This window comes from Olsenella intestinalis (genome assembly GCF_023276655.1).
Lineage (GTDB): Bacteria > Actinomycetota > Coriobacteriia > Coriobacteriales > Atopobiaceae > Olsenella_J > Olsenella_J intestinalis.
The window spans coordinates 267501-287961 of the sequence record NZ_JALGRK010000001.1 but is presented as its reverse complement, the minus strand read 5'-3'; the positions used below and the strand labels follow the sequence as shown (position 1 = coordinate 287961).

The following is a 20461-nucleotide window of genomic DNA, read 5'->3' as shown; positions in this document are numbered from 1 at the left end:
GACGGTTCGGGCCCAACGACGGTGGGGGAGGATGACATGGCGGACGAGACGTGGACCGTGGGGCGCGTGCTCGACTGGACGTGCGGCTATCTCGAGCGCAAGGGAGAAGAGCGACCGCGCCACTCGGCGGAGCTCCTCCTCTGCGCGGTCACCGGGCTCTCGCGCGTCGAGATCTACACGAGCTTCGACCGCCCGCTGAGCGCCGACGAGCTCTCCCGCATGCACGACGGCGTCGTGCGTCGCGGCAAGGGCGAGCCGCTGCAGTACGTCTACGGCGAGATGCCCTTCCGCCACATCGTGCTCCGCTGCGAGGAGGGCGTCCTCATCCCCAGGCCTGAGACCGAGATCCTCGTCGACGCGGCCCTCGAGCGCGTCGACGCCGCCCGCGCCTGCGGCCGCGCCGCGCGCGTGCTCGAGGTGGGCTGCGGCACGGGCTGCATCTCGCTCTCCATTGCGTCCGAGCGCCCCGGCACCAAGGTCGTCGCGACCGACGTGTCGAGCGCCGCCGTCTCGCTCGCCGGTCGCAACCGCGATGCCCTCGCGCTCGACGGCGAGGTCGAGATCGTCGAGTGCGACCTCGCCTCCGGCGTCGACGAGGCGCTCATGGGGGCCTTCGACGTGCTCGTCTCGAACCCTCCCTACATTCCCTCCGACGTCGTGCCGACGCTCCCGCTCGAGGTCCGCGGCTTCGAGCCGCACCTCGCGCTCGACGGCGGCCCCGACGGGCTTGACGTCTTCAGGCGTCTGCTCGAGCTCGCGCCCACGGCGCTCAGGCCCGGTGGTGCGCTTGCGGTCGAGCTCGCCGAGACCAATGTCGAGGCCGCGGCCGAGCTCTGCCGCGAGCAGGGCGGCTGGGCCACGGTCGAGGTCCGCAACGACCTCACGCGAAGGCCGCGCGTCCTTCTCGCCGCGCGCGAGGGCGACCTCGCCTCCGACCTCGCCGACGGTCGCGAGCGCGAGCTCGACCTGCGCGAGAAGGTCGTCTCCGTCGACCAGGACCGACCCGATGAGGCGGCCGTCCGCCGCGGCGTGCGCGTGCTCGAGAGGGGAGGGGTCGTCATCGTCCCCACCGACTCGGTCTACGGGATCGGCTGCGCGGCCATGCCCTACAACGCCGGCCTCGGCCGCACGTTCCAGATCAAGCGCCGCGAGCTGTCGCAGACCCTGCCGTGGCTCATCGCCGACGCCTCCGACCTCGACCGCTTCGGCGCCGACGTCCCCGCGTGGGCGCGCCCGCTCGCGGAGCGCCTGTGGCCCGGCGCCCTCACGCTCGTCGTCCGCGCGAGCGAGGCCGTGCCCGCGGAGTACGTGCGCTCGGGCGACCACACGATCGCGCTGCGCCTTCCCGACTCCAACCTCGTGCGCGCGCTCGCGCGCGGCGTGGGCTGCCCGCTCGCCATCACGAGCGCCAACGTCCACGGTCAGGAGGCCGCCACGAGCGCGACCGACCTCGACGGGCGCCTGCTTGCGAGCGCCGACCTCGTCTTCGACGCGGGCGCCGCCCCCATCGCCGTAAACTCCACGATCGTCGACTGCACGGGCGCAGAGCCCCGCATCCTGCGCGAGGGCGCGATCACGTGCGCCGACGTGCTCGACGCCGTCCGAGGCGCATAGGAGAAGAGCCGCCGCCTCGCCCCGCCCGCGGTCGGCGAGCGGCATGGTTCCCTTCGATATGAAGTCCTTCACGTAGCCTGCCCATGCGTGCGGTAGGCTAGGTTCAGTCCATAGCGGGGCGAGGGCCCCGCACCCGAGAGGAAGTGTTGCATGAAGATCGCCATCGCATCCGACCACGCCGGCTTCGACCAGAAGCCCGCCATGATCGAGTACCTGCAGGGCCTCGGCCACGAGGTCGTCGACCTCGGTCCGGCAAGCGCCGACCGCTGCGACTACCCCGACTTCGCCGACAAGGTCGCCCGCACCGTCGCCGCCGGCGAGGCCGAGCGCGGCGTGCTCATCTGCGGCACCGGCATCGGCATGGCGCTCACGGCTGACAAGGTCGCGGGCATCCGCGCGGCGGTCATCCAGACCCCCGAGTTCTCGCACCTCTTCCGCGAGCACAACGACGGCAACGTCGTCTGCATCTCGGGCCGCTTCACGCCGCTCGAGACCAACAAGAAGATCGTCGACGAGTTCCTCACCACCGAGTTCGGCGGCGGCCGCCACGCCGGTCGCGTCGAGAAGATCATGCGCGAGGACGACCCGACCTTCTCCGGCGTCGAGCGCTAGCCACGCCCCAGGCCCGCGTTCGGGGCAGCACCCCGGCGCGGACCGACGCCCCACCTTCATCTGCACGCGAGCCCGGGCGCGCGTCGCCCCGGGCGAGACCGATGGGAGACACATGCGCTTTCAGTACCTGAGGGACGCCGACCCCGAGATCGCATCCATGATCGACGACGAGCTGGCCCGCCAGCGCGACTCCATCGAGCTCATCGCATCCGAGAACTTCGTGTCGCCCGCCGTGCTCGAGGCCGTCGGCTCGCCGCTCACCAACAAGTACGCCGAGGGCCTGCCCGGAAAGCGCTACTACGGCGGCTGCTGGGCGGTCGACCGCGTCGAGGACCTCGCCCGCGAGCGCGCGAAGAGGCTCTTCTCGGCCGCCTTCGCCAACGTCCAGCCCCACTCCGGCGCGCAGGCCAACTACGCCGTCGAGACCGCCTTCGCCCAGCCCGGCGACACCATCGTGGGAATGGACCTCTCCAACGGCGGCCACCTCACGCACGGCGCGGCGGCCAACTACTCCGGCAAGCTCTTCAACGTCGTCTCCTACGGGCTCGACCCCGAGACGGAGCGCATCGACTACGACGACGTCGCCGAGAAGGTCGCGCGCTTCAAGCCCCGCATCGTCATCGCGGGTGCGAGCGCCTACCCGCGCCTGATCGACTTCGAGCGCTTCGCGCGGATCGCGCACGATGGCGGCGCCATCCTGATGGTCGACATGGCCCACATTGCCGGCCTCGTCGCCGCGGGCGTCCACCCCAGCCCCGTGCCCTTCGCCGACGTGGTCACCTCGACCACGCACAAGACCCTGCGCGGCACCCGCGGCGGCCTCATCCTCTGGAACGACGAGGCCTACACCAAGCGCCTCAACTCCGCCGTGTTCCCCGGCGCCCAGGGCGGCCCCCTCGAGCACGCCATCGCCGGCAAGGCGGTCGCCTTCGGCGAGGCGCTCAAGCCCGAGTTCGCGGACTACGCACGCGCCGTCTGCGCGAACGCCACCGCCCTCGGCCGCGGCATGAGCTCCGGCGGCCTGCGCCTCGTCACGGGTGGCACCGACAACCACCTCTTGCTCGTCGACCTCACGGCCGCCGAGAACGTCACGGGCCGCGATGCCGAGCAGGCGCTCGAGCGCGTGGGCATCACGGTCAACAAGAACACGATCCCCGGCGAGAGGCGCTCGCCCTTCGTCACGAGCGGCATTCGCGTCGGCTCGGCGGCCGTCACCACGCGCGGCTTCACCGAGGCCGAGTGCGAGCGCGTGGGCGAGCTCATCGCGACCACGGTCTTCGCGCTCGACGAGGGGCGCGACGAGAAGATCGAGGCCGTATCTGCAGAGGTGAGGGAGATGCTGGCCAAACACCCCCTCTACCCCGAGCTCGACTAGGGCCTGCTGTACAATTGCGCACGAACTTGCGAAGGTTATGCCGCGACGAGCTGTCGTGGCTGGAAACAAATTGAAAGGATCGCCATGGAGTTCGACGAGAAGCGCGTAACCGTCATCGACCATCCCCTCGTTCAGCACAAGCTGCACATTCTGCGCGACAAGCGCACGACCACCAAGGACTTCCGCCAGCTCGTGACCGAGCTCGCCGTCTTCGAGGGCTACGAGGCCATGCGCGACCTTCCCCTGGAGGACGTCGAGGTCGAGACCCCGCTCGAGACGGCGACCTGCAAGCGCATCGCGGGCAAGAAGATCGCCATCATCCCCATCCTTCGTGCGGGCCTCGGCATGGTCGACGGCATCCTCGAGCTCGTCCCCTCCGCGCGCGTCGGTCACGTCGGCATGTACCGCGACCCCGAGACCCACGAGCCCGTGCAGTACTACTGCAAGTTCCCGGCCTCCATCGCGGAGCGCACCTGCCTGATCGTCGACCCCATGCTGGCCACCGGCGGCTCGCTCACCGCGGCCATCCAGTTCCTGCGCGAGGCGGGCGTGAAGGACATCCGCTGCCTCACGCTGGTCTCCGCCCCCGAGGGCGTCAAGGCCGTCCTCGACTTTGACCCCGACGTCAGGCTCTACACGGCCGCCATCGACCGCGAGCTGAGCGAGACGGCCTACATCCTGCCGGGCCTCGGCGACGCCGGCGACAGGATCTACGGCACGAAGTAAGCGCCACTCGGCAGATTAAAATCAAGCGCCCCAAGCCTCTGAGCTGGGGCGCTTTTGCAAATGTGTCGTCATGTATGAAGTTTCGAAACCCGTTGTGGACAATTGAGGGATACACTACTAGAGTTGCTGTGCTTCGCAATTCGGGGCGTTTCAAACCCGTCTTGCGGGCCATCCGGAGGTGCGCTTCTTGAACCTGTCTGTGGCCATAGCCCTCGGCGTCGTCTCGGGACTCGCCGGCGCCATGCCATCGGCGTATCTGTTCGAGGTCGCGCTGAGGGGGGAGCCGAGCCGTGCGGCGAGCGTCGCCCGCGGCCTGGTGAGCACCATGGCCTCGTTCGCGATGCTCTCGCTGGCGATGCTTGCCGTGCACCTGCTCGCCCCCGAGGCCACGCTCGCCTTCGGTTGTGCAACATGTGCAACATTCCTCGCGGTTTGGGGTATTGAATCAGTTCGGGGCCTGCGCGCGATGCGCGCGCACGGCAACGTCGAGGGGAAGGACGAATAGTGGACGCGCTTTCTAAGTTGCCTGAAGAGATGGACCATCTCGTCAACAGCTTCCTTTCACAGGCAATCGTGGGAGACACCACCGTCGGTTTCACCCAGTACATCTTCTGGATGTTCGTGGCGATCGCGCTTCTGTGTGTGGTCATCTTCGTGTTCAAGAAGAAGCAGGCCGCCTCTCTTGCGCCGAAGGGCCTCTTCGTCAACGGTGTCGAGTACGTGATCGAGTTCGCCCGCGACGACATGTGCAAGTCCATCCTGGGCGACACGTGGAAGAAGCACTTCCCCTTCATCGCCTCGCTCTTCTTCTTCATCCTCTTCAACAACATCGTGGGCGTCATCCCCGGCTGCCACCCCGGCACCGGCACCATGGGCGTCACGACCGCCCTCGCGCTCGTCTCGTTCGTCTACTTCATCGTCGTGGGCGTCAAGCGCATGGGCCCGATCGGCTACCTCAAGAGCCTCGCGCCCGAGGGCATCGCGTTCCCCGCGAGCGTCCCCCTGTGGCTCATCGAGCTCTTCTCGACCTTCCTGCGCCTCATCACCCTGGCCGTCCGACTCTTCTGCAACATGTTCGCCGGCCACGTCGTCATGGGCGCCTTCGCGATTCTCGCGTCGCTCTTCGTCGAGCCGCTCCTGCAGAGCTTCACCGTCGCCGCGCTTCCCGGCGCCGCCACGTCGATCTTCTGGATGCTCATCCTGATCGTCATCTACGCGGTCGAGCTCATGGTCGCGGCCATCCAGGCCTACGTCTTCACGCTTCTCTCGGCCGTCTACATCCAGCTCGTCGAGAACGAGTAGAGCGTGCGGTCCCGCTCGGGGCCACCTACTGTGCAACCACGCGGGCATGACTTCTACCCGCTGGCGATAGATACGTTGTCAGAAACTCGCCACGTTACGGCGAATGACAAAGGAGGAATTGTGGGAGTCATCGGTTATGGTCTTGGCGTCATCGGCGCTGGCATTGGCATCGGTCTCGCTGCGTTCGGCGCCACGAGCTCTATGGCGCGTCAGCCTGAAATGCAGAGCCGTCTGTTCACGGTCTTCATCCTCGGCTCCGCTTTCGTCGAGGCACTCGCCCTCATCGGCTTCGTCGTCAGCCTTATCGTCAAGTAGACGCCGGCAACGACACACGCTGAGTTGGAGGAACGTATGAACAGCAACACGAAGGGACTTGCGCGCGCCGCATGCGCCGCCTTGGCAGCCTTCGCCACCCCGGCGATCGCCCTTGCCGAGACGCCGAGCGGTCCGGACATTCTGCTCCCGAAGCCCGCGGAGTTCATCCCCGCCCTCATCGCCTTCCTTGTCATCTGGGTCGTCCTGGCCAAGTTCGCCTGGCCCTCGATCCTCTCGATGATGGAGCAGCGTCAGCAGAAGATCCAGGACGACCTCGACAGCGCCGCCGAGTCCAAGGCTCAGGCCGCCCGCGAGGTCAATGACCTCGAGGCTCGCATCGCCGAGTCTCACAAGGAGGCTGAGGTCATCGTCGCCAAGGCCAAGAGGGAGGCCGAGGAGGAGCGCTCTCGCATCCTCGCCAAGGCCCAGCGCGAGGCGGCCGACATCGTGGCCAAGTCCCGCGGTGCGGTCGAGTCCGAGCGCAAGAAGGCCATGATCGAGCTCTCGAGCTCCGTCGTCGACCTCTCCGTCGAGATCGCCAGCAAGATCATCGGCAACGAGCTGAGCGAGGAGTCCCAGCGCAAGCTCGCCGAGAAGTACCTCGCCGAGGTTGGTGCCTCTGATGAGCGCTAAGCGGGGCGACGAGGAGAAGGTCGAGGCCTACAGCCGGGCCCTCATCGACGCTGCCCGTTCCGAGGGCAGGGCCAACGCCGACCTCGTGCAGTGGCTGCACGCGCGCAAGTTCTCGCCCGAGGTCCTCGAGACCATCGCGGCGATGCGTGATGCCGATGACCTCGACCTCGTCGAGAAGGTTGCAAAGCAGTACAAGGAGATCCTCGATTCCGAGGACGAGACCGTCTCGGTCACGGTGACCACGGCCGTCCCCATGGACGACGACCTTCGCCAGAAAGTCCGCACCAAGGCCGAGAAGTACCTGAACGCACCGATCTACCTCGTTGAGCGCGTCGAGCCCGAGATCCTGGGCGGCATCGTTCTCGAGGCGAAGGGCAATCGCTACGATGCGTCCGTCAAGGCGCAGCTTGCGAACATCAGGAAGACGCTCGCCTCGACCTTCATCGGAAGTGATGAGCAATGACAGATAAGATCAGTTCCGCGAAGATCATGGACACGCTGCGCGAGCAGCTGTCCCAGATCAACGCGACCGTCGACATGCAGGAGGCCTCGGTCGTCACCGAGGTCGGCGATGGTATCGCCCATGTGAGCGGCCTGAAGACGGCCATGGCCGGCGAGCTCCTCCAGTTCACGAGCTCCGCCACCGGCCGCAGCGTCTATGGCCTCGCGCAGAACCTCGACGTCGACGAGGTCGGCGCCGTCCTCTTCGGCGACGTCGACTCCATCAAGGAGGGCGACGAGTGCCGCACCACCGGCCGCGTCATGGACATCCCCGTGGGACGCGCCATGCTCGGCCGCGTCGTGAACCCGCTCGGCCAGCCCATCGACGGCCTGGGCGCCATCGACGCGACCCACCGTCGCCCCATCGAGTTCAAGGCCCCTGGCATCATGGAGCGCCAGCCGGTGTGCGAGCCCGTCCAGACCGGACTTCTCGCCATCGACGCAATGGTGCCCATCGGCCGCGGCCAGCGTGAGCTCATCATCGGCGACCGTAAGACGGGCAAGACGGCCATCGCCATCGACGCCATCGTCAACCAGCGCGAGACCGACATGATCTGCATCTACGTCGCGATCGGCCAGAAGGCCTCCACGGTCGCGGCGATTAGGGAGACGCTCGCCCAGCGCGGCGTCCTCGACAAGACGATCATCGTCGCCGCCACTGCCGCGGACTCCGCGCCGCTGCAGTACATCGCGCCCATGGCCGGCGCCGCCATCGGCGAGTTCTTCATGTACAACGACAAGGACGGCAACCCCGCCGATGCCGAGCACCCCGGCGGTCACGTCCTCGTCGTTTACGACGACCTCTCCAAGCAGGCCGTCGCCTATCGTCAGATGTCGCTTACGCTTCACCGTCCGCCCGGACGCGAGGCCTACCCCGGTGACATCTTCTACCTGCACTCTCGCCTGCTCGAGCGTGCCTGCAAGCTCTCTGACGCCAACGGCGCCGGCTCGCTCACGGCACTCCCGATCATCGAGACGCAGGAGGGCGACGTCTCCGCGTACATCCCGACCAACGTGATCTCGATTACCGACGGCCAGATCTACCTGCAGTCGAACCTGTTCTTCCAGGGACAGCGCCCGGCTGTCGACGTCGGCATCTCCGTCTCGCGCGTCGGTGGCGCGGCCCAGCTCGCCGCCATGAAGCAGGTCGCCGGCACGCTTCGACTCGACCTCGCGAGCTACCGTGAGAAGCAGGCCTTCTCGCAGTTCGGCTCCGACCTCGACGAGGCGACCCAGTACCAGCTCAACCACGGTGCACACATGACCGAGATGCTCAAGCAGCCGCGCTACGCGGCCCTCGACGTCTCCGACCAGGTCATCGCCATCTTCGCCGCCAAGGAGGACTTCCTCGACGACATCGACCTCGACCACGTCACGCTCTTCCGCAACGAGCTTGCCAAGAGCATGGCCGAGCGTCACCCGAAGCTTCGTCAGGAGCTTCGCAACGGCAAGATCGACGACGCCATGTCGGAGCGCCTCAAGCGCCACATCGCCAACTTCAAGGAGCGCTTCCTCAAGGAGCACCCCAACAAGTCCACGATGGTCGACGTCGCCAAGGCTGCCGAGGAGACGGGCACGCTCGATCCCACGAGCGACGATTCGGAGCAGGAGCGCTAGCGCATGGCGAACCTTCGCGAAATTTCGAGGCGCATGAGCTCCATCAAGAGCACCATGCAGATCACGCGAACCATGGAGATGATCTCCACGGCGCGCATCCAGAAGGCGCTTACCCGCGCCCAGGAGGCGCTGCCGTACAAGGACGCGATCACCAACATGCTCGCAAACGTCGCAGGCGCCAGCCTCGACGAGTCGCAGCCCCTGCTCCAGGGGCGCGACGAGGAGAAGCATGTGCTCTTCATCATCGTCGCGTCCGACCGCGGCCTTGCCGGGGGATTCAACATCCTCCAGCAGCGCCAGGTCGAGCGTGAGATCGAGGAGCTCAAGGCGCGCGGCATCGAGGCGTCCGTCATCACCTGCGGGCGCAAGCCGACCGAGTACTTCACGTACCGCAAGATCGAGCCGGTCCTCTCCTTCGTCGGGATCTCCTCCGACCCCAACATGGACGAGGCCGACCGCATCGCGTCCTACGTGATGGACGGCTACGCCAACGGCACGATCGATCGCGTCGAGCTGCTCTACTGGCATGCGAAGAACCGCGTCGACCAGATCCAGGTCACCGAGAAGATCCTGCCCATCTCTCGCGAGGCGCTCATGATGCCCAACCCGCCGCGTGACCCCGAGGCAGTCTCGATGGTCGACCGCAAGGCGTACTCCGACTATTCCTTCGAGCCCTCCGCCTCGGAGGTGCTCGGATACCTCATGCCGGCCTACATCAGGACGGTCATCTATCACGCACTGCTCGACTCGGCGGCTGCCGAGCATGGGGCGCGCCGCCGCGCCATGCAGTCGGCTACCGACAACGCCAGCGAGGTGCTCTCGACGCTCTCGCACACCTATAACCGCGAGCGTCAGGGTGCCATCACCACTGAGCTCAACGAGATCATTGGCGGCGCTTCCGCATTGGAGGACAACTAATGGCAAGCACTACTGAACAGACGCGCACTCCCCTCGAGGAGGCCGCCTACCAACAGATGAACAGGAGCGTCGGCACGGGCACCGTCGTCCGTATCGTCGGCCCTGTCGTGGACGTCAAGTTCGACGGCCAGGTGCCGGGCATCTACACCGCCCTCACCGTCAAGGCCTCTGACGACGCCGAGGAGACGATCCTCGAGGTCGAGTCCCAGCTACCGCATGGCGTCGTCCGCACGGTCGCCATGTCCTCGACCGACGGCCTGCGTCGCGGCCTCACGGTCAAGGACACCGGTCGCCCCATGATGATGCCCGTCGGCCCCTCCATCCTGGGCCGCGTCTGGAACGTCACGGGTCGCCCCGTCGACGGCGGCGAGATCCCCGACGACGTCCAGTACTACCCGATTCATCACCCGGCTCCCTCCTTCGAGGAGCTGACGACCCAGACCGAGATCTTCGAGACCGGCATCAAGGCCATCGACCTTCTCGAGCCCTACGTCCGCGGCGGCAAGACCGGCCTCTTCGGCGGCGCCGGCGTCGGCAAGACGGTCCTCATCCAGGAGCTCATCAACAACCTCGCCCAGGAGCACGGCGGCACCTCCGTGTTCACCGGCGTCGGCGAGCGCACCCGTGAGGGCACCGACCTCTACCTCGAGATGACCGAGTCTGGCGTCATCGAGAAGACCTGCCTGGTCTACGGCCAGATGAACGAGCCGCCCGGAGCCCGTCTTCGCGTCGGCCTCGCCGGCCTGACCACCGCCGAGTACTTCCGCGACCAGGGTCAGGACGTCCTTCTCTTCATCGACAACATCTTCCGCTTCTCGCAGGCCGGCTCCGAGGTCTCCGCTCTTCTCGGCCGCATGCCGTCCGCCGTCGGCTACCAGCCGACGCTGGCAACCGAGATGGGCGACCTCCAGGAGCGCATCACCTCCACCAAGGAGGGCTCGATCACCTCGGTCCAGGCCGTCTACGTCCCCGCAGACGACCTCACCGACCCGGCCCCCGCGACCACGTTCACGCACCTCGACGCCACGACGGTCCTGTCGCGCTCCATCACCGAGCTCGGCATCTACCCGGCCGTCGACCCGCTGGCGAGCTCGAGCTCCGCGCTCGATCCCAGCGTCGTCGGCGAGGAGCACTACCGCGTGGCCATGGCGGTCCAGGAGATCCTCCAGGAGTACTCCGACCTCCAGGACATCATCGCCATCCTCGGTATGGACGAGCTGTCCGAGGAGCAGCAGCTTGTGGTCGCCCGCGCCCGCAAGATCCAGCAGTTCCTCTCCCAGTCGTTCCACGTTGCCGAGAAGTTCACGGGCAACCCCGGCGACTACTGCACGGTCGAGGACACCGTCCGCTCCTTCGCCGCCATCATCGACGGCAAGTGCGACGACATCCCCGAGCAGGCGTTTCGTTACGCCGGTACCATCGATGACGTGCGCGAGCGCGCCAGCAAGATGGCGGAGACCGAGAACGAGTAGGGAAGTTTTCCATGGCTGAGCTTACCTGTCAGTTCGTGCGCCCGGACAGGCTCCTCTACGAGGGGCCTGTCTCGAGCCTCATCCTCGTCTCCCACTCGGGCGAGCTCGGCGTGTGGCCCGGCCACGCCGCCGAGATCTGCTCGCTGGGCGACGGCATCGTTCGACTGCATCAGACGCCCGAGGATGGTGGCGGCGAGAAGCACGTCATCATCTCGGGCGGCTATGCCGAGATCAATCCCGAGGGCGTGATCATCCTCGCGGACCATGCGCGCGACGTCGACGACATCGACCCCGACACCGTGCGTCGCACCCGCCAGAAGGCGTTCGACCTCAGAGACCAGCTTGAGGAGGGCGACCACCGTCGCGCGTACTACGACAACAAGATCAAGTGGTGTAATCTCCTGCTCAAGCAGGCAACGGAGGCCGGAAGCGCCTCGTAGACGGAGGAAATAGTGGAAGTCATTCAGGTCGAAGGCGGACGTCCCTTTGGCGGCGAGGTTACCGTCGAGGGAGCAAAGAACTCCGCCCTCAAGCTCATGGCGGCGACCATCCTCGCGCCGGGCGTCTCCCGCCTCACCAACGTGCCCAACATCTCGGACGTTCACGTCATGGGCAAGGTGCTCAAGTACCTGGGCGCCAAGGTCGAGGTGAAGGGCCTTCACGAGCTCGAGATCGACACCTCCGACATTGACCGCTTCGAGACGCCGTACCACCTCGTCGCCAAGATGCGCGCCTCCACGGCGGTCCTCGGGCCGCTGCTGTCGCGCTTCGGCGAGGCGATCGTCGCCATGCCTGGCGGCTGCAACATCGGCGCCCGCAAGATCGACATGCACATCCTCGGACTCGAGGCGCTCGGCGTCGCGTTCGAGGTCAACCACGGCAACATCCACGCCACGACGCCCAAGGGGCTTACGGGGACGACCGTCACGCTCGACTTCGCGAGCGTCGGCGCGACCGAGAACCTCATGATGGCGTCGGTGCGCGCCAAGGGCACCACCACGATCGACAACGCGGCCCGCGAGCCCGAGATCGTCGATCTGGCGAACTTCCTCAACGAGATGGGCGCCAAGGTCAGCGGCGCCGGCTCGCCGGTCATCGAGATCGAGGGCGTCAGCGAGCTGCACCCCGCCGAGCACAAGGTGGTCGGCGACCGCATCGAGGCGGGCACGTTCCTCGCGATGGCCGGCCTCGGCAAGACGCCGGTCACCGTCAAGGGCTTCGAGCCCCGCCACCTCGGCCTCGTGCTCAAGAAGTACGAGCTGATGGGCCTCAAGGTCGAGCGCGGCAACGGCGAGTGCACCGTGAGCCGAGAGGGCGCCATCCGCCCGGTCGACATCCAGACGCTGCCGTTCCCCGGCTTCCCGACCGACATGCAGGCCCAGACGATGGCTCTTCTCGCCCTGTGCGAGGGCAGCTGCATCGTGACCGAGAACGTGTTCGAGAACCGCTTCATGCTCGCGAGCGAGCTTCAGCGCATGGGCGCCGACATCCGCATCGAGGGGCACCACGCGATCGTCCACGGCGTGGACGGCTACTCGGGCGCCCAGGTGAAGTCGCCCGACCTGCGCGGCGGCGCGGCGCTCGTGATGGCCGGCCTCGTGGCCGACGGCACGACCACCGTCTCGGACATCTACCACATCGACCGCGGCTACGAGTGCTTCGTCGAGAAGCTCCAGGGCCTCGGCGCCGCCGTGAGCCGCGTCGAGGTGCCCGACCAGGACACGCTCTAGGGCGCATCCCGGTTGGCGTATCCTAGGGGTACGTCGCGCGGCAGACGTCGCGCGAGCCCCGCGCCCACGATGGGAGGGACCATGGACTCCACCAACAGCGATCGCGCCAAGGCGAACGCACCCCGCGCCGCCCGCTCCTTTGACGAGGGCAAGCGCCTCTCTATGGCAAACGAGGACTACCTCGAGTCGATCTACCGCATCATGGTCGAGTCGGGTGCGACCGACGGCATCCGCTCCGTCGACGTGGCCGAGCAGCTCGAGGTCTCGAAGGCGAGCGTCAACAAGGCGCTCGCGACCCTGAAGGACGCCGGCTACGTCGAGCAGAACCGCTACGGTCGCGTGCAGCTGACCGCGGCCGGCCGCGAGTACGCCTCGCACGTGTGGCGCTGCCACCGGATGCTGCGCGCCTTCCTCGAGCAGGAGCTGGGCGTCGACCCCGAGACTGCCGACAACGAGGCCTGCCTCATGGAGCACGCGCTGTCGATCGACACGCAGTCGCGCTGGCTTCACCACCTGGAAGAAGAAGGCATCACCCTTGACTGACGAGAAGAGCATGGGCCTTGGCCCCAACGGCGCCCCCGATGAGGGCGACCTCGAGGCCGCGCTCGCGATGGCCGAGCTGAGGCCCTCCGACGACGCGCGTGACATGATCTCGAGCGAGCTCGCGCACGTGCTCTCGCGCGAGTCCGACGTGGCGCTCGTGCTCTCGGGCGACATGTCGCGCGCCCTGGCCGAGCTGCCGTTCGCGGACGGCGTGCCCGAGGCCGCGTGGTGCGTGAGCGACGCGACCGCACTCGCCCAGATCCACCAGCTGTTCCGCCTGGGAGGCGCCGCCGGCGCCGTGACCAACACGGCCGGCTGCACCGACGTCGAGCTCGCGGCCGCGGGCCTCGCGCACTGCGAGGACGCCGCCGTCGAGGGCGCGACCCGCGCCGCGCTGTCGTGCTCGCCGCGCTACGTGCTTGGCCGCGTGCGCGGCTTCGCGGCCGAGGCCGGCGCTGCGGTCGACGCCGCAACCGACGTGCGTGCGGCGCTTGCGCGCGAGGCCTCCCGCCTCGAGGAGGCGGGCGTCCACGGCTTTGTCGCCGAGGGCGGACGCGCCAAGGACGTGGCCGTGGCGCTGCGTGCGGTCCGCGACGTCAGCGGGCGCCCCGTGGTCGCGACCTTGCCCGTCGCGGGGTCGGACGCCGAGCGGATGAGCGCCCCCGAGGGCGACGCCGAGGTCGAGTCGCGCCTCCGCGCGGCGCTTGCCGAGCTCGTCGATGCCGGGGCCACGGCGCTCGGGGCCGAGGTTGGCCTCTCGCACCTGGCGGAGGTCCTGCCGAGGCTGTCGCTCCTCTCGGAAGGGGAGGGCCTCGCCCTCTGCGTGACCCTCGTGGCGGACGGGTCTGCCGACGCGGACGCCGACGCGGACGCCGATGCCGCCCCTGTGCGCACGGGCTCGCGCCGCGCACGAGCCATGGACCTCGCACGCGCCCGCGAGCTCGAGGCCGCCGCGGCCGCGCTCACGGCGGCCGGCGTGCGCACGGTATCGCTCGGACGCGGCTTCGCCCCGGGCGACACCGCCCGGCTGGTCCAGTCGCTCAGACCCCACTTTGCGACCCTGGGCTGGAGATTCGTCGCTTAGCGATTGTGTTCGATCTGCCGTTTGTAGGCTCGCGACCAAACCCAACCAGCGCAAGCGTTATGCTTTTGCAGATGAGGCGCCCTCGGGCGCGCACCAAAACGAAAGGACTGTTCCCGATGAAGGCAATCATTCCCGCCGCCGGCCTCGGCACGCGCTTCCTCCCCTCCACCAAGGGCACTCCCAAGGAGCTCCTGCCGGTCCTCAACAAGCCGGTCATCCAGTACGTGGTCGAGGAGGCCCTCGAGCCTGCGGGCGTGGACGGCGTCGTGATCGTGAACTCGCGCGAGAAGCCGCAGATCGAGAGCTACTTCCACGTGGACGACGAGTTCGAGTCGATGCTGCGCGGCCGCGGCAAGGCCAAGGAGGCCGACCTCGTGCACGCCGCCGGCGCCATGCCCGTCTCCTTCGTCTACCAGGACGACCCCAAGGGCCTGGGCCACGCCGTGTACTGCGCCGCCGATGCGGTCGACGACGAGCCGTTCTTCGTTCTTCTCGGCGACTACTTCGTGCCCGACCGCCAGATGTGCGTGAAGATGGCCGAGGTCTCCCGCGCCCACAACAACGCGTCGGTCATCGCCGTCGCGCCCGTGCCCGCCGACCAGGTGAGCCGCTACGGCATCATCGCCGGCGAGTGCGTTGGCTCCCTCGACGGCTCCGAGGTCGCCGAGGAGGACGAGGGCGCCGTCTGGAAGGTCACGGGCCTCGTCGAGAAGCCCGCGCCTGAGGAGGCCCCGTCCCACCTGTTCATCGTCGGCCGCTACCTGCTGTCGCCGCGCATCATGGATCTGCTCGCCGACCAGGGCGTCGGCGCCGGCGGCGAGATCCAGCTGACCGACGCCATGGAGCGCCTGCTCTCCGAGGAGGAGATGTACGCCGTGGTCGTCGACCCCGAGGAGGGCTGCGACACCGGCACGCCCGCCGCCTGGGCCGCCACCAACGCGCGCCTCGCGCTCGCCGACGACGCCCAGCGCGCCGCGTTCATGGAGGCGCTCGGGAGCGAGGCTGCAAGCAAGCTCGCGTAGACCACGGCCATGGGCGTCATTCACTTCGGCACATCAGGCTGGCGTGCCCGCACAGACGAGGGCTTTGACGAGAAGAGCGTAGGCAGCGTGGCCTCGGCGCTCGGCCTCGTGTGGGGAGCCGCTGCCGACCCCGGCGCAAACGCCATCTACGTCGGCTACGACACCCGCCGCGACTCCGAGCGCCTGGCGCTACTCGTGGCAGGCACGCTCTCGACCTTCGGACTCGCCGTCCACGTGTCGGACGCACCCTGCCCGACGCCTGCCCTCGGTCGCGCGGTCGCCCTCGACGACTCCGCGATCGGCGCGGTGTCGGTCACGGCGTGCGACCTGCCGGGCGAGTACGGCGGCATCATCGTGCGCGGCGCCGACGGCGGGACGGTCTCGTCCTCGTTCGCCGAGCGCGTCGACGAGTACGCGACCACCACCAACGCCGGCGACATGGGCGCGTTCGACCGCGTCGACCTCGTCGGCCCCTACCTCGACCACCTCGCGTCCATGGTCGACGCCGAGGCCATCGGCCGCGCCGGCCTGCGTGTGGCAGTCGATCCCATGCACGGCTGTGGCCGGGGCATCGTGGCGGCTCTTCTCGGCCGCCTCGGCCTCGACGTGGTCGAGCTGCACGGCGAGTCGTCCGACGACTTCTGCGGCCTGCACCCGCGCCCGGTCGAGCCCTGGGTCGACGACTGCGAGCAGCGCGTGAGCGCCAACAACTGCGACCTCGGCGTCGTGCTCGACGGCGACTGCGCCCGCGCGGCGTTCGTGAGCGAGCGCGGCCGGCTGATCGGCCCGCACAAGACGGCGCCGCTTCTCATGGAGCACCTCGTCGAGCGTCACGGCGCCGACGGCCGCGTCGTCATGACGCTGCCGTGCTCGGCGCGCACGATGCGCCAGGCCGAGCGCCTCGACCTCGAGCTCACGGCCGTGCCCGTCGGCTTCGCGCGCCTGCACAGCGAGGTCCGCGAGGGCGACGTCCTGCTTGCGTGCGACGAGTACGGCGGCATCTGCTTCCCCGACCACCTGCCCGAGCGCGACGGCATCCTCTGCGCGCTCTACATGATCGAGATGGTCGCGCTCGGTGGCCGCTCGCTCAGCGCCGCGGTCGATGACCTCGCCGAGAAGATCGGCCACATGTACTACGCGCACAAGGACGTGCGGCTCGACTCCGCCGCGCTCCAGGCGTTCAGCAACCTCCTGCCCGGGCTCAACCCACGCCAGCTCGCCGGCCGCGTGCCGGTGCAGGTCGGCCACGCCGACGGCATGAAGGTCACCTTCGAGAACGACGCCTGGGTGATGCTGAGGCCCTCGCGCTCGCTTCCCGTCGTGCGCGCCTACGCCGAGGCGGAGTCCGTCGCCGACCGCGACGACCTGCTCGCCGCGGCATGCGATCTCGCGCGCGGCAACGTGAGCGAGTCCGTCGCCACCTAGCGCACGCGTCGCGCCCCCGAGTCGAACCGCTGGCGCCCCCTCTATATAGCCGCGCGAGAAAGGTCCTTCCCCCGTGGGAGGGACCTTTTATTGCATAGCGGCTTTCCTTTAAAGAGAGGGGCTCTGCGGGCGTCCGATACCGCGCAAGCGACGGCGAGATTCATCTATGAACGCTTCCTTCATATAGAGAAGGGGGGCGTAGCACGTTCGCATCGTCTTGAGCCACGAATCCCGTGGACGGATATCCGCAGCTTGTGGGCCTTTAACACATTACCTTTTGAATGAGAAGAGCCAGCACTACCGCTTGCGGGAATAAACGTGCCGCCCGCCGACTGTGTAAGGGTTGTGAAGGCGCCAATTGACACTCCCCAGGGGGCGGGCAAGCGCGTATAGTTCTTTCTCGCGCCGCAGCGGGCCACGCGGTCCGAGAGCGACGCGGCGAACCTTGAAAACCGGATACTGCGATCGAAAGATCGACGAAAGACAGCGAAGCGAAGTGTGAATTAACTAACAAGTCAATTCAAACCAAGCGAATCCAGATCAGCGGATCCAGAGATACGGAACGTCGCTCCGAACACCAAAAGAGAAGCGGACATCGTCCGCTCGCCTTTTTTGAACGGAGAGTTCGATCCTGGCTCAGGATGAACGCTGGCGGCGCGCCTAACACATGCAAGTCGAACGGTTAAAGCACCTTCGGGTGTGTATAAAGTGGCGAACGGCTGAGTAACACGTGGGCAACCTGCCCCTCGCACCGGGATAGCCTCGGGAAACCGTGGTTAATACCGGATACTCCGCGACCCCCGCATGGGGGACGCGGGAAAGCCCAGACGGCGAGGGATGGGCCCGCGGCCTGTTAGCTTGTTGGCGGGGTAGTGGCCCACCAAGGCGATTATGGGTAGCCGGGTTGAGAGACCGACCGGCCAGATTGGGACTGAGACACGGCCCAGACTCCTACGGGAGGCAGCAGTGGGGAATCTTGCACAATGGGCGAAAGCCTGATGCAGCGACGCCGCGTGCGGGACGAAGGCCTTCGGGTTGTAAACCGCTTTCAGCAGGGACGAGGCCGCAAGGTGACGGTACCTGCAGAAGAAGCCCCGGCTAACTACGTGCCAGCAGCCGCGGTAATACGTAGGGGGCAAGCGTTATCCGGATTCATTGGGCGTAAAGCGCGCGTAGGCGGCCTGTTAGGTCGGGAGTTAAATCCGGGGGCTCAACCCCCGCCCGCTCCCGATACCGGCAGGCTTGAGTCTGGTAGGGGAAGGCGGAATTCCAAGTGTAGCGGTGGAATGCGCAGATATTTGGAAGAACACCGGTGGCGAAGGCGGCCTTCTGGGCCACGACTGACGCTGAGGCGCGAAAGCTAGGGGAGCGAACAGGATTAGATACCCTGGTAGTCCTAGCCGTAAACGATGGACACTAGGTGTGGGGGGACGTGCCCTCCGTGCCGCAGCTAACGCATTAAGTGTCCCGCCTGGGGAGTACGGCCGCAAGGCTAAAACTCAAAGGAATTGACGGGGGCCCGCACAAGCAGCGGAGCATGTGGCTTAATTCGAAGCAACGCGAAGAACCTTACCAGGGCTTGACATCTAGGTGAAGCGGCGGAAACGCCGTGGCCGAGAGGAGCCTAGACAGGTGGTGCATGGCTGTCGTCAGCTCGTGTCGTGAGATGTTGGGTTAAGTCCCGCAACGAGCGCAACCCTCGTCGCATGTTGCCAGCGGTTCGGCCGGGCACCCATGCGAGACCGCCGGCGTCAAGCCGGAGGAAGGTGGGGACGACGTCAAGTCATCATGCCCCTTATGTCCTGGGCTGCACACGTGCTACAATGGCCGGCACAATGGGTTGCCACTGCGCGAGCAGGAGCGAATCCCCAAAGCCGGCCCCAGTTCGGATTGGAGGCTGCAACCCGCCTCCATGAAGTTGGAGTTGCTAGTAATCGCGGATCAGCACGCCGCGGTGAATGCGTTCCCGGGCCTTGTACACACCGCCCGTCACACCACCCGAGTCGTCTGCACCCGAAGTCGTCGGCCCAACCCGCAAGGGAGGGAGGCGCCGAAGGTGTGGAGGGTAAGGGGGGTGAAGTCGTAACAAGGTATCCGTACGAGAACGTGCGGATGGATCACCTCCTTTCTAGGGAGAATAACCTCTCGAGAGAGAACAAGAACCTTATCTGAGGGCGGCGTCCCGTCGGATCAGCTGGCAGTCTTTCGCCGCGCGCAAGCGCGCAGTGTCCGGTCTCGAGGGCTCGCCCTCGCCGTACCTTGAGAGCTGCATAGCGTGACAAAGACGAAATTTTCTTTTTCAAGAAGATCGCATCTGACCGCACCCCTCGCTCTGGCGGGGGCGTGCGTATAGTGTATGTACCTGACCATCGAAGAGAAGATGGTAAGGGCACACGGTGGATGCCTTGGCACAGGAAGCCGACGAAGGACGTGACAAGCTGCGATAAGCCACGGTTAGGAGCACATATCCGCTTGACCCGTGGATTTCCGAATGGGCGAACCCGGCGGGGGTCATTCCCCGCCGCCCCATGCTGAACACATAGGCATGGTGGAGGCAACCCGGGGAACTGAAACATCTAAGTACCCGGAGGAAGAGAAATCAAACGAGATTCCCCTAGTAGTGGCGAGCGAACGGGGACCTAGGGCAAACCGGCGGCCGCTTCGGCGCCGCCGGGGTTGTAGGACCACTCATCGTGCAGTTACAAAACCGCGAGGAAGCGGAACGGCCTGGGAAGGCCGGCGAGACAGGGTTAGAGCCCCGTACGCGAATCCGCGCGGACTGCCGAGTGGCACCTGAGTACTGCCGGACACGTGAAACCCGGTGGGAACCTGGGGGGACCACCCTCCAACCCTAAATACTCTCCTGTGACCGATAGTGGACAAGTACCGTGAGGGAAAGGTGAAAAGCACCCCGGGAGGGGAGTGAAATAGTACCTGAAACCGTGTGCCTACAAGCAGTCGGAGCAGTGCTTGCACTGTGACGGCGTGCCTTTTGTAGAATGAGCCAGCGAGTTACGGCGTGTGGCGAGGTTAAGCTAGTAAGCGAGCCGCAGCGACAGCGAGTCTGAACAGGGCGTTCAGTCGCGCGCCGTAGACGCGAAGCCGGGTGAGCTATCCATGGGCAGGCTGAAGCGGGGGTAAGACCCCGTGGAGGGCCGAACCCACCTAGGTTGAAAACTGGGGGGATGACCTGTGGATAGGAGTGAAAGGCCTATCAAACCCGGAGATATCTCGTTCTCCCCGAAATAGCTTTAGGGCTAGCCTCGGACGTTTACCTGCGGAGGTAGAGCACTGAATGATTGCGGGGGCCTCACCGCCTACCAAGATCAATCAAACTCCGAATGCCGTAGGTCCAGAGTCCGGGAGTCAGAACATGTGGGCTAAGCTGTGTGTTCGAAAGGGAAACAGCCCAGACCGCCCGCTAAGGTCCCGAAATCCATGCTAAGTGGCAAAGGATGTGCGTTTGCTCAGACAACCAGGATGTTGGCTTAGAAGCAGCCATTCATTTAAAGAGTGCGTAACAGCTCACTGGTCGAGTGGACATGCGCCGACAATATACGGGGCTAAGCATG

General features: G+C 66.6%; 18 protein-coding genes and 2 rRNA genes (1 of these 20 running past the window's edge). All 20 read left to right on the top strand.

The window, feature by feature from the left end; translation table 11 throughout:
* Nucleotides 1–36 precede the first annotated feature (36 nt).
* A complete protein-coding gene (prmC, locus tag M5D76_RS09230; protein ID WP_346348392.1) occupies nucleotides 37–1614 on the top strand; it encodes a peptide chain release factor N(5)-glutamine methyltransferase in 1578 nt (525 codons plus the stop codon).
* A gap of 150 nt (nucleotides 1615–1764) precedes the next feature.
* Nucleotides 1765–2226, top strand: coding sequence for a ribose 5-phosphate isomerase B (gene rpiB / locus M5D76_RS01105; RefSeq protein ID WP_248921566.1), 462 nt, complete (start codon nucleotides 1765–1767; stop codon nucleotides 2224–2226).
* A gap of 112 nt (nucleotides 2227–2338) precedes the next feature.
* Complete coding sequence (gene glyA / locus M5D76_RS01100; protein WP_248921565.1) at nucleotides 2339–3601, top strand: serine hydroxymethyltransferase; 1263 nt, start codon at nucleotides 2339–2341, stop codon at nucleotides 3599–3601.
* 84 nt (nucleotides 3602–3685) lie between these two features.
* Nucleotides 3686–4327 carry a uracil phosphoribosyltransferase gene (upp, locus tag M5D76_RS01095; protein WP_248921564.1) on the top strand — a complete coding sequence of 214 codons (642 nt, stop codon included), beginning with the start codon at nucleotides 3686–3688 and terminating at the stop codon, nucleotides 4325–4327.
* A 187-nt stretch (nucleotides 4328–4514) separates the two neighbouring features.
* Nucleotides 4515–4832 (top strand): hypothetical protein, encoded by a 318-nt coding sequence (locus M5D76_RS01090; protein ID WP_248921563.1) that lies wholly within the window; start codon nucleotides 4515–4517, stop codon nucleotides 4830–4832.
* On the top strand, nucleotides 4832–5629 hold the full coding sequence (gene atpB / locus M5D76_RS01085; protein ID WP_248921562.1) for a F0F1 ATP synthase subunit A: 798 nt from the start codon (nucleotides 4832–4834) through the stop codon (nucleotides 5627–5629). Before M5D76_RS01090 ends, atpB begins: the two co-directional genes overlap by 1 nt.
* A 120-nt stretch (nucleotides 5630–5749) precedes the next feature.
* Nucleotides 5750–5944: an ATP synthase F0 subunit C gene (gene atpE, locus M5D76_RS01080; RefSeq protein WP_248921561.1), complete on the top strand. Its 195-nt coding sequence runs from the start codon at nucleotides 5750–5752 to the stop codon at nucleotides 5942–5944.
* 36 nt (nucleotides 5945–5980) lie between these two features.
* Nucleotides 5981–6577, top strand: coding sequence for a F0F1 ATP synthase subunit B (gene atpF, locus M5D76_RS01075; RefSeq protein ID WP_248921560.1), 597 nt, complete (start codon nucleotides 5981–5983; stop codon nucleotides 6575–6577).
* The gene (locus tag M5D76_RS01070; protein WP_248921559.1) at nucleotides 6567–7040 is read left to right on the top strand and encodes a F0F1 ATP synthase subunit delta; all 474 of its coding nucleotides are present in this window, start codon (nucleotides 6567–6569) and stop codon (nucleotides 7038–7040) included. Before atpF ends, M5D76_RS01070 begins: the two co-directional genes overlap by 11 nt.
* Nucleotides 7037–8695 carry a F0F1 ATP synthase subunit alpha gene (gene atpA, locus M5D76_RS01065; protein ID WP_248921558.1) on the top strand — a complete coding sequence of 553 codons (1659 nt, stop codon included), beginning with the start codon at nucleotides 7037–7039 and terminating at the stop codon, nucleotides 8693–8695. Before M5D76_RS01070 ends, atpA begins: the two co-directional genes overlap by 4 nt.
* Nucleotides 8696–8698: 3 nt before the next feature.
* A complete protein-coding gene (atpG, locus tag M5D76_RS01060; RefSeq protein WP_248921557.1) occupies nucleotides 8699–9613 on the top strand; it encodes an ATP synthase F1 subunit gamma in 915 nt (304 codons plus the stop codon).
* Entirely contained in the window at nucleotides 9613–11085 is a 1473-nt protein-coding gene (gene atpD / locus M5D76_RS01055; RefSeq protein WP_346348391.1) for a F0F1 ATP synthase subunit beta, read from the top strand. Before atpG ends, atpD begins: the two co-directional genes overlap by 1 nt.
* An 11-nt stretch (nucleotides 11086–11096) precedes the next feature.
* Nucleotides 11097–11525: an ATP synthase F1 subunit epsilon gene (gene atpC / locus M5D76_RS01050; RefSeq protein WP_248921556.1), complete on the top strand. Its 429-nt coding sequence runs from the start codon at nucleotides 11097–11099 to the stop codon at nucleotides 11523–11525.
* Nucleotides 11526–11537: 12 nt separating this feature from the next.
* Nucleotides 11538–12815 (top strand): UDP-N-acetylglucosamine 1-carboxyvinyltransferase, encoded by a 1278-nt coding sequence (gene murA / locus M5D76_RS01045; RefSeq protein ID WP_248921555.1) that lies wholly within the window; start codon nucleotides 11538–11540, stop codon nucleotides 12813–12815.
* 162 nt (nucleotides 12816–12977) lie between these two features.
* Nucleotides 12978–13358 (top strand): metal-dependent transcriptional regulator, encoded by a 381-nt coding sequence (locus M5D76_RS01040; protein ID WP_248922336.1) that lies wholly within the window; start codon nucleotides 12978–12980, stop codon nucleotides 13356–13358.
* Nucleotides 13351–14442, top strand: coding sequence for a hypothetical protein (locus M5D76_RS01035; protein ID WP_248921554.1), 1092 nt, complete (start codon nucleotides 13351–13353; stop codon nucleotides 14440–14442). Before M5D76_RS01040 ends, M5D76_RS01035 begins: the two co-directional genes overlap by 8 nt.
* A gap of 116 nt (nucleotides 14443–14558) precedes the next feature.
* On the top strand, nucleotides 14559–15464 hold the full coding sequence (locus M5D76_RS01030) for a UTP--glucose-1-phosphate uridylyltransferase (protein WP_248921553.1): 906 nt from the start codon (nucleotides 14559–14561) through the stop codon (nucleotides 15462–15464).
* Nucleotides 15465–15473: 9 nt separating this feature from the next.
* On the top strand, nucleotides 15474–16889 hold the full coding sequence (locus M5D76_RS01025) for a phosphohexomutase domain-containing protein (RefSeq protein WP_248921552.1): 1416 nt from the start codon (nucleotides 15474–15476) through the stop codon (nucleotides 16887–16889).
* A gap of 613 nt (nucleotides 16890–17502) precedes the next feature.
* Nucleotides 17503–19017, top strand: a 16S ribosomal RNA gene (locus M5D76_RS01020).
* Between the two features lie 245 nt (nucleotides 19018–19262).
* Nucleotides 19263–20461, top strand: a 23S ribosomal RNA gene (locus M5D76_RS01015); it runs 1737 nt beyond the window's last position.
* Together the 16S and 23S rRNA genes form the textbook arrangement of a ribosomal RNA operon.